This is a genomic window from Phytohabitans sp. LZ39 (assembly GCF_059359075.1).
This window is the reverse complement of sequence record NZ_JCADBM010000013.1, coordinates 273553-282617: the sequence shown is the minus strand read 5'-3', so window position 1 is coordinate 282617 and position 9065 is coordinate 273553. Positions and strand designations below refer to the sequence as shown.

General features: G+C 69.8%; 8 protein-coding genes, 2 tRNA genes and 1 pseudogene. 5 read left to right on the top strand and 6 right to left on the bottom strand.

Annotated elements, in window-relative coordinates; all coding sequences use genetic code 11:
* Positions 1–729, bottom strand: a pseudogene (locus AC5L36_RS25270) (hypothetical protein); the annotation flags it as partial.
* 510 nt (positions 730–1239) lie between these two features.
* Between AC5L36_RS25270 and AC5L36_RS25265 the strand changes: the two are divergent.
* Entirely contained in the window at positions 1240–2247 is a 1008-nt protein-coding gene (locus tag AC5L36_RS25265) for a sugar phosphate isomerase/epimerase family protein (RefSeq protein ID WP_441220557.1), read from the top strand.
* 96 nt (positions 2248–2343) lie between these two features.
* On the opposite strand, the gene AC5L36_RS25260 is transcribed toward AC5L36_RS25265, so the two are convergent.
* Positions 2344–2646 (bottom strand): hypothetical protein, encoded by a 303-nt coding sequence (locus tag AC5L36_RS25260; RefSeq protein ID WP_441220555.1) that lies wholly within the window; start codon positions 2644–2646, stop codon positions 2344–2346.
* Positions 2647–2843: 197 nt separating this feature from the next.
* Here AC5L36_RS25260 and AC5L36_RS25255 point away from each other — a divergent pair.
* Positions 2844–2916 (top strand) — tRNA-Asn (locus tag AC5L36_RS25255).
* Positions 2917–3023: 107 nt separating this feature from the next.
* A tRNA-Ile gene (locus tag AC5L36_RS25250) sits at positions 3024–3097 on the top strand.
* A gap of 92 nt (positions 3098–3189) precedes the next feature.
* On the opposite strand, the gene AC5L36_RS25245 is transcribed toward AC5L36_RS25250, so the two are convergent.
* The 4 genes from AC5L36_RS25245 to AC5L36_RS25230 all read right to left on the bottom strand — a co-directional run bounded on the left by AC5L36_RS25245 (position 3190) and on the right by AC5L36_RS25230 (position 5559).
* Positions 3190–3969 carry a tyrosine-type recombinase/integrase gene (locus AC5L36_RS25245; RefSeq protein ID WP_441220553.1) on the bottom strand — a complete coding sequence of 260 codons (780 nt, stop codon included), beginning with the start codon at positions 3967–3969 and terminating at the stop codon, positions 3190–3192.
* 102 nt (positions 3970–4071) lie between these two features.
* Positions 4072–4668 (bottom strand): Arm DNA-binding domain-containing protein, encoded by a 597-nt coding sequence (locus AC5L36_RS25240; RefSeq protein ID WP_441220551.1) that lies wholly within the window; start codon positions 4666–4668, stop codon positions 4072–4074.
* Positions 4665–5195, bottom strand: coding sequence for a hypothetical protein (locus tag AC5L36_RS25235; RefSeq protein WP_441220549.1), 531 nt, complete (start codon positions 5193–5195; stop codon positions 4665–4667). Before AC5L36_RS25235 ends, AC5L36_RS25240 begins: the two co-directional genes overlap by 4 nt.
* 106 nt (positions 5196–5301) lie before the next feature.
* The gene (locus tag AC5L36_RS25230; protein WP_441220548.1) at positions 5302–5559 is read right to left on the bottom strand and encodes a DNA-binding protein; all 258 of its coding nucleotides are present in this window, start codon (positions 5557–5559) and stop codon (positions 5302–5304) included.
* Positions 5560–7142: 1583 nt separating this feature from the next.
* Here AC5L36_RS25230 and AC5L36_RS25225 point away from each other — a divergent pair.
* Together AC5L36_RS25225 and AC5L36_RS25220 are read left to right on the top strand one after the other, a co-directional pair.
* Positions 7143–7460, top strand: coding sequence for a hypothetical protein (locus AC5L36_RS25225; RefSeq protein WP_441220546.1), 318 nt, complete (start codon positions 7143–7145; stop codon positions 7458–7460).
* A 41-nt stretch (positions 7461–7501) separates the two neighbouring features.
* Positions 7502–8938 (top strand): relaxase/mobilization nuclease domain-containing protein, encoded by a 1437-nt coding sequence (locus tag AC5L36_RS25220; protein WP_441220544.1) that lies wholly within the window; start codon positions 7502–7504, stop codon positions 8936–8938.
* The last annotated feature ends 127 nt before the right edge of the window (positions 8939–9065 follow it).

Sequence of the window (9065 nt, the reverse complement as noted above, 5' to 3'; positions counted from 1 at the left end):
GTTGCCGTTCTGGAAGCCGTCGTGCAGCTGGAGGTCGTTGCCCTCGGAGCACTCGTCCGGACCGAAGTCCAGCGGCGGGGGCGCCGACGGCGGCGCGCTGGTGGCGGGCTGGTTGGGCGCGCCGGGGTTGTTACCGCCGCCGCCGTTGCCGTTGCTGACGGTGCAGGTGGCCAATGCCTGAAGCCCTTGCGGCCGCGGCCCGGCCCGGTCGATCGCGATGGTGATCCGGTCGAGCGCCGCGCGGCGCTTGTCGGCCAGCGGGCCGAGGATGGCGTTCTGCACGAAGTTCGGACCGCCCTGGCCGGCGCTCGAGGCAAGCCGCCGGTTGGCTTCGGCGATCTGCGTCTCCAGCTGGGCGAGGTTGCGGTCCACCTCCTCGCGGGCCCGCGCCGGCACCTCCGGTAGGCGGTCGGCGACGGTGGGACAGGAGATCGTCGGCGTGCTGCTCACCTGGGTGGTGCAGGCCTGGCCGTCACCCCAGTAGTTGCGGACCGTGCGGCCGTTCTGCCGGCTTTCGGTGACGTTCTGCTGCCCGGCGGGCGCGGTGCCGTTCGGAGCGGGTCGGCACTGGGCCGCCGCGGGACGGTTGCGATCGCGGTTGCTCCCCGCGTTGGACACCTGGGTGACCGCGATGACGCCGCCGAAGACGGCGAGGGTGCCGATGATCGCGATGATCCGGTTTCTGCGCGTGGACAGGAGACCCTTTTGCCGTCGTGCCGACCTGTACATGGTGCACCTTTTTCTGGAAGCCGAGCGCGGCTCTCGTTCGCTGAGTGCAGCCACCATATGAGTCAGCATTGAGCTTCCGCCAAGCTGCAAATGATGATTTAAAGCTACGCGGCGATTCCTTAACGACGATTTATGGAATCACCATTCAACCGCTCAGATCATCCGTTCGGCCGATGCCTGGGGGTCGAGGACACGCGCCAGCTTTTCGGGAGTACGCACCGCGCCGGCGTCCCGCGCGACGATACCCTGCGTGCCGCTCACCGTCACTACCTTCGCACCGTCGGGTGATGCGAGACGGAGCGGCAGCGGCACGGGCGCTGACGCCGGCGGGCTTTTCGTGGGGCGGTGGGCAGCCTAGAGTTGGGGCTGGCGTTGACCGGGCGTGGGTGTGCGTCCGGGCGGGAGGCGCAACCCGCCCGGAGTCCACCGCCACCCGCCGTCCGGGGCCGCGCCGCTGCATGCACCGGACCGGTCTCCTCGCGCCGTCCATCGCTCTTACAGGAGAGGGACATGGCCCGACCGATCACGCTGTTCACCGGCCAGTGGGCCGATCTGCCATTCGAGGAGATGTGCCGGCTGGCCTCCGACTGGGGCTACGACGGCCTGGAGATCGCCTGCTGGGGCGACCACTTCGAAGTGGACAAGGCGGTAAACGAAGACGGGTACGTCGAGCGCAAGCGCGAGACGCTCGCCAAGTACAACCTCCAGGTCTTCGCGATCTCCAACCACCTCGTCGGGCAGGCGGTCTGCGACCACCCCATCGACGAGCGCCACCAGGGCATCCTGCCCGCCCGCATCTGGGGCGACGGCTCGCCAGAGGGTGTGCGGCAGCGGGCGGCAGCGGAGCTTGCCGACACGGCTCGCGCGGCGGCCAAGCTGGGCGTCCGCACCGTCGTCGGCTTCACCGGCTCGTCGATCTGGCACACCCTGGCCATGTTCCCGCCGGTGCCGCCCTCGATGATCGAAAAGGGATACGAAGACTTCGCCAACCGGTGGAACCCGATCCTCGACGTCTTCGACGAGGAGGGCGTCCGCTTCGCACACGAGGTGCACCCCAGCGAGATCGCGTACGACTACTGGACCACCAAGCGCACGCTCGAGGCGATCGGTCACCGCCCCGCCTTCGGGCTCAACTGGGACCCGTCGCACTTCGTGTGGCAGGAGCTCGACCCGGTCAACTTCATCTTCGACTTCGCCGACCGCATCTACCACGTCGACTGCAAGGACGCGAAGGTCCGCACGGGCGACGGCCGCCGCGGCCGCCTCTCCTCCCACCTGCCCTGGGCCGACATGCGCCGCGGCTGGGACTTCGTCTCCACCGGCCACGGCGACGTGCCGTGGGAAGACTGCTTCCGCGCGCTCAACGCGATCGGCTACGACGGCCCGATCTCCATCGAGTGGGAAGACGCCGGCATGGACCGGCTCGTCGGCGCGCCCGAGGCGCTCCAGTTCGTGCGCCGCCTGGCCTTCGACGCACCCCAGGCAGCGTTCGACGCGGCCTTCTCGAGCAAAGACTGACCCTCGTCGGGTACACGGATGGGCCCGGCCACCGCGGCCGGGCCCATCCTTCTGTGCGGGGTCACATGGTTGCTGTTCGCGATCCGACCCGACGGGTCAGATGGTGCTGTTGTTGCGATTCGCGCTCGCGGATCCGGTGGAGGTGGTCGACGCCGTCAGCGCGTCGTCCGTGTGCCCGGTGAGCTTCTCGCCGACCCGGGTGTGGGCCAAGCGGTCCTTGCCCTCCTCGTAGAGGCGGTTGGCCTGCGCCTGCGCGACGCCGGCGGCCTCCTGCACCGTGGGGTGGTCCCACACCTTACGGGCGTTGAGGACCAGCTCCTCGTACTTCTCCCGGCCGGCGCGGGCACCCAGGACGAAGCCCGCAGCCAGCCCGCCGATGAACCACAGCTTTCCGCGCATAGCGGCTCCTTCCCAGTGGTCTTCTACACGGGGTACGTACCCATCCTGCCTCGCGTCCATGCACCCTTGGGCCCCGAGCGGCAGAATGTCCCGATTTGGCACTGGCGTGTCCCGGGTAACCCTGTAGCCCCACGCCCCACACCGTCCTGTACTCTTGTGCAGTCGCGCGGCGCCGGAGCGATCCGATGCCAGCTCGATCCCCCATAGCTCAATTGGCAGAGCAGCCGGCTGTTAACCGGCAGGTTTTTGGTTCGAGTCCAAATGGGGGAGCTCACGCTTCCAATGGGCCCGCTCGTCCGGTTCGGCCGCGGCCTTCCCCAGCCGGCGGGTCAGTGGCCGCTAGCACCGCCTGCGGGATACGATCCCCGCGCCAGCAGGGGGCGGTAGCTCAGCAGGTTAGAGCAGGGGACTCATAATCCCTCGGTCGCGGGTTCGAGTCCCGCCCGCCCCACAAGTACTGACCTGGGATTATGTCCGGCCTGGTGATCCAGTTGATCTGCTCGGGACCTGGATTGCTAGGGAAATGCTAGGGATCTTGCTCTGCTACGCGCTCTTCCGCGTCTTCAGTGGGACGAGCGCTGCCGCCGCTTCTGCGGCGTCCCGGCCTACCGTGCCGATGAGGTGGCCGTAGGTGTCGTTCGTGATCTTGATTGAGCTGTGCCGGAGACGCTTGCTGACGATCGCGATGTCGACGCCGGCGGCGAGCTGGAGGCTGGCCGCGAGGTGGCGCAGCTTGTGCAATGAGATCTTGGGCAGTCCGTGACGGGCGACGAGCTTCTCGAACCGGTAGGTGACGAAGTCCGGGTGCTGGCCGGAGCCGTCCTCGCGGGTGAAGACGAGCCCGGTGTCCTGCCAGGCCGGCCCCCAGGCGAGCCGCTCTTCGAGCTGCTGCTTTCGCCACACCCGGAGGACCTCGGCCGTGCCTTCGTCGATGTCGACCATCGACTCCGACCCGTCCGTTTTCGGCCTGGACTCCACCACCTTGTGCCGGGCGGCGGTCCGCTGCCAGGCCACGTCGACAACGCAGGCGTCCAGGTCGACGTCGCACCAGCGCAGCCCGCAGAGTTCACCCCGCCGCAGCCCGGCGAACGCCGCCAGGTGCAGCATCGGATACAGCCGCTCACCGTCGGCTGCGATGGCATCGAGGAACTCGCCGAGCTGCTCCGGCTCCCAGACCTTCACCCGTGGGCGGGCGCCTCGAGCGACGTCGGCGAGGGCCGCGACGTTGCGGGACACCTCGCCCGCTCGTAGCGCGGCGTTGAGCGCGCTACGCAGCGTCGCCCGCACACGCTGGGCCGTGACCGGGCTGAACGGCCGCGGCACCGGAACCCGCCGGGCCTTTACCGGACGCTTGCCCGCCGCGGCCCGTTCGGCGTTTACCGCGTCGGCTTCGGCCTGGAGCCGCTCGTTGGTCTCCTTCGCCGTTTACCGCGTCGGCTTCGGCCTGGAGCCGCTCGTTGGTCTCCTTCGCCGTTTACCGCGTCGGCTTCGGCCTGGAGCCGCTCGTTGGTCTCCTTCGCCGTTTACCGCGTCGGCTTCGGCCTGGAGCCGCTCGTTGGTCTCCTTCGCCTCGGCGATGCGCTCGTCGTGCTCGCTCCGGATGTCGATGAGCATCCTGGTGACATGCTGTGGGCGTAGATCGATCAGGCGCAGATGGCCGAGGTAAGGGATCAGGTAGTTGTCGACGTGACCGCGATAGCCGACCTCGGTGGTTGGCCGGATCGCTTCTGCGCCGACCTTGCCGTCCAGCCAGTCGGTGAGCCATGCCCCGACGGTCTGCTTGCCGTCGGTGGGCAGGGTGCCGGCCTGGTCAGCGGCGAGGATCTCGGCACGGGCCTCTACGGCGGCCTTGGCGCTGGAAAAGCCGCCCTTGGTCCATTGTCGGCGTTTGCCGTTGGGGCCGGCGGACAGCTCGACGTGGTACGCCCAGGAGTGGGTCTTGCAGACCTTGCCCTGCGGCGGGCAGCCGGCGTCGCAGCGCTGGAACACGCCCTTGCCGTACTTCGGCGATCTTCGGTTCACTTCCTCTCCTTCGCGGGTAGCAGGTTAAGTTTCTTGGCCCTGCGTGACCAGTTCCTCAACTGGCCGTCGGTGACGTCGCCGAAGCCTCGGGCCTTGAGTTGGCCGGTGACGTACGGCCACGGCTTGCGAGCTGGCTCACCTCCTTGTGCCTTCGCTTCGTGATAGAGGGCGGCGACCGTCGCTACGAAGTCGTCACCCCGCTCTGCTGGGCGGCCCGGCCGCTTCGGCGGTGTTTTGACGCTGCTCCGGCGCGCCGCGGTGGTCCTCTTGACGGTCGGTGCGGTCCACGCGCCTTCGCGCCGGGTCGCCTCGACGATCTCCGCGACCCGCAACGAGCGGAGGACGGCGGCGGTCAGCACGCCGCCGGTCGGCTGTACACGTGCTCGGCCGTCGCTGGTGAACGCGCGCAGGTCCAGGCCGACCGGGGTTGCCGTGCCGTCTATGTCCGCCCAGTGCACGGTCAGGTGCCATTGGTGCCCGTCGGAGTCGGTGTGAATTTGTGAAATCGCGCCGAGCTGGCGGGCCATACATGGTCCTCTTGTCATCGTTGTGGGCTGAATATAGCGTAAGTGATGACAAACCATGAGCACAATCTATCGCTCTGGCAAATACTACCGGCGTTCCCCTTGTCCACTATGGATACCGCGGCTGTTCGTGTGAGCCGACGGCTCCTGTCGTCACCTGGTCGGTGATGCCGAGCGCGTTCAGCACAGCAGCGCGCGTGACGCGTAGGTACCGTCCAAGGTGCAGCACCGGGACCGGGAAGCGGCCTTCGCGGGCAAGGCGGTAAGCCTCGTCGCGGCCGACGCCGAACGCGCGACCGGCGGTCGGGACGTCCACCGTTACGGGCCAGGCCCGGATCTCGTCGGGAGTCGGTACTCGCTTGCTCACGGCTGCCTCCTGCTCGTCACTGCCTGGCCGATCCCCGCGCTCGGTGCTGACGCTGTGCCCAGCCAAGGCGCAGCTCGGTCCCGGCCCTTGACGTCGAGGATGACGCGCAAGGGTTAGCGGCGTCGCGACCAGTGGCAGCCGGTAGCGGATGCGCTGACACGTGTTGGTGTGGCCCGCTACGAGCCGTTAGTAGGCGCCGGAAAAGTTGGCACGTCCGTGCCGGCTCGTCCGGTCGAACTGGCTGGGCGTCCGAGCAGGAGCGCTACGGGCTACCGGCAGCGCTACGGGGGCTGCAGAAGCTCTACCCCGCGCCTGGTGACGACAGACAACACCTGCGCCAGCGTGTTGACGACACGACATCCGACCTAACGCCCACGCCCGCCGCTACCCTCGCTACCAGCGTCAGGACGCCGGGGCGCGACCTCCACTTCTGGTCGCTTCCGCTTCCGCACCGCCGGGCTGGCCGTGCGGAACGGAACCAGGAAGCGGAAGCCGGGCCGTTCCGGAACGCCCGGCGGGGCACGCGGAACGGCCGTCGGAATGGCCGGACGGTTCCGGCCGGCGGCCCGGAGGGGTGCCAGTTGACACCGGCCCCGTCCGCAAGCGCCGAAGCGGCCCCCGGAACGGCCAGAGCTGGCAGCGGTCGAGCGACCGCTACAGGGTTAGCGGACCCATTAGCGCCGCAGGTCACTGGCTCTTCGCGTATCCGGGAGCGCTACGGGTAACGCCACCGTGGTAACGGCGCGCCGGCAGCGCTACCAGCCGCCGCCATAGGCCGACCCGGGCGCCGTACGCTTCCACTTCCGTTCGCTTGGCGAGCGGAACTGGAAGCGGAACCAGGAAGCGCACGCCGCGCCGTTCCGCCGTTCTACCCCATCGCGTGCGGCAGGACGCCCGGTCCGTTCCGGAGGGTGCCGGCATTCCGGCGGCATGGGTGGAACGGCCCACCCGGAACGGGCGGGCCGTTCCGGCACGCTGGCCTCGGAACAGCCGGGCGGCATTCATCCCGGCTGGGCCGGCTCGGCCGCCGGCGCGGTCTCAAGGTGGACCTGGTGGAGCCGCCCGGCACCGAGTGCCGCGAGCCGACCGGTTCGGGTGACCAGATTCCCGCCGACATGGGCCGTTACGTGTCTTGGCCGGTACAGCCGAATCGGAGCCAAGCGCATCTGCCGCCCGTGCGCCCGCGCGAGTTCGAGGTGCCCGCAGCCACGTCGAGCGTGCCGTGCCCGGACCCCGACCGCTAACCCGTAGCGCCCGCGCGTAGTTGATCTTGGGTGAGCAAGTTGAAGGGTCTTGCAACAACACGTGCCGACCGAGCGCGGTCAGCAGGTGTTGTTGGCGGGCCACCGTCGTGCGGCGGGGCACCCGTAGCGCGTTACGGCAACGGTTCCGCTAACCCCCAGCGCCGACGATTCCCTTAGCGGCGAACAGTTCGCCGGGAGGGACGGTCGGTTGTGGACGGGCAGGCGCACGGCGAGTGGGCTCGCGTCCCGCGTCAGCGGGCTGGCCGTGATCGCCGGCACGAGTTCCCGGGCCGCACGTTGCGGATAAGCCCGAGTTTCACCGTCGCTGAGCACGCGGAGGTGGCTGCCGCCGCCCGCCGGGCCGGGTTGACCCCGACCGGGTTCTGCGCCGTGGCGGCGCTGGCCGCCGCGCGGGGCGAGACGGCCACGGTCGAGCCCGAGCGGCTGGAGTTCGAGGCCCTAGCCGGGGTGCAGGTGGAGCTGTTCGACCTGCGCACGGCCGTGAACCGGGTCGGCACGAACCTCAACCAGGCCGTTGCCGCGTTCAACAGCAGCGGGCAGGCGCCTGTATGGCTGTGCACCGTGGTGACGATGTGCGGGCGGACCCTCGGTGCCGTGGATGAGGTGATCGCGGCGTTGCACCGGCGGGTCCAGTGATACCCGCAGTCCACTCACGCGGCCGGAACGTCGGTGGCCTGTTGCGGTACCTGTTCGGGCCGGGCCGCCGGGAGGAGCACACCGACGCGCACCTGATCGCGGCGTGGGACGGGGCGGGCAGCCTAGCCGAGCTAGAGCCGCCGACCGACGCGGCCGGCCGCCGGGATGTACGCCGGCTGACGGAGCTGTTGGAGCAGCCGGTCGCGGTGGGGTGGAAGCCGCCGGCCCGCCCGGTGTGGCACTGTTCAATCCGTACACACCCCACCGACCGGATACTGACGGATGCGCAGTGGGCGCACATCGCCGGTGAGGTGATGGCCGCCGTAGGGTTGGCCCCGTACGGCGATACCCGGGCGGTGCGGTGGCTCGCGGTGCGCCACGCTCCGGACCATGTGCACGTGGTGGCCACGACGGTGCGCCAGGACCGGCGCACCGCGTGGATCAGCTACGACAAGCGCAAGGCGCAGGCCGCGTGCCGGGACCTGGAGGAGCGCTATGGGCTGTACCGGGTGGCGCCTGCCGGTGCCGGGTCGCGCCGATGGCCCAGCTCGGCCGAGCTGAACAAGGCCGCCCGACTGGACGCCAAGACTGGCAGCGCCAGGCCAGGCGAGCGGGCGGGGCCCACGGTGGCGCCGCGTGAGGTGCTGCGTCGTCGAGTGCGCGAGGTGGCCGCCATCGCCACGGACGAGGTGGATTTCTTCGCCCGGCTCCAGCAGGCGGGCGTGCTGGTCAGGCTTCGGTGCAGTGCGCGTGACCCGGGGCGGGTAATCGGGTACGCGGTCGGGTTGGACGCGCATGTCACCGCGGTCGGTACCACGGTGTGGTACGGCGGGGGCCGCCTCGCCCCGGACCTGACGTTGCCACGACTGCGGTCCCGGTGGGCCGGGACACCACCGCGAGGCGGGAACGCGGCGCGGCTCGCCGCGACCGGGATGATCCCGCCGCAAGTGTCCCGCCGCGCGGCCGAGACGGTGCGGGACGCCGCCGCCGCGATGCGCGCGGCGCCGATTTCCGGCCTCGCCTCAGCCATCGCGTACGCCGCCGCCGACCTGCTGACTGCCACCGCACGGGCGTGGGAAGGCGAGGCGGGTGGGCCGCTGACCGACGCGGCCGACTGGTTCGACCGCGCCGCCCATGACCTATGCGGCCGGGTGCCGTCACGCCGGGTCTGGCAGGCAGGACACCTGCGCAGCATGGCCCGGCTCATCGCCGTCTTAGGCGCGGTATCCCGGGACCAGGACACTACGGCCGCCCTGCACCTGATCTACACCCTCGCCGCGTTGGCGGAGAGCCTGGCCGACTTGCGCCAGGCACAGGACCGACTGGATCAGGCCCGCGACGCCCGCCGCGCCGCTGAGCAGCTTCGCACCTACCGGCCGCGGTTCGAGCCGGCAGCACCAGCCACGGTGGACCTGCCTATGGTTCGGCCGCTGGTAGCGGACCTGTTGTCGGCCGAGCGCCGCGCCCGGCAACGCTGACCCACCACAGCCGAGACTCGGACCGCTACATGGGGGCCGCCCGCGAGGTTCTAACGGTTGAGTCGTGATAGTGATCGGGTGCCCCGGCGTTCAACTCGGACAGGCTCCACCATGGATCAGTTTCCAC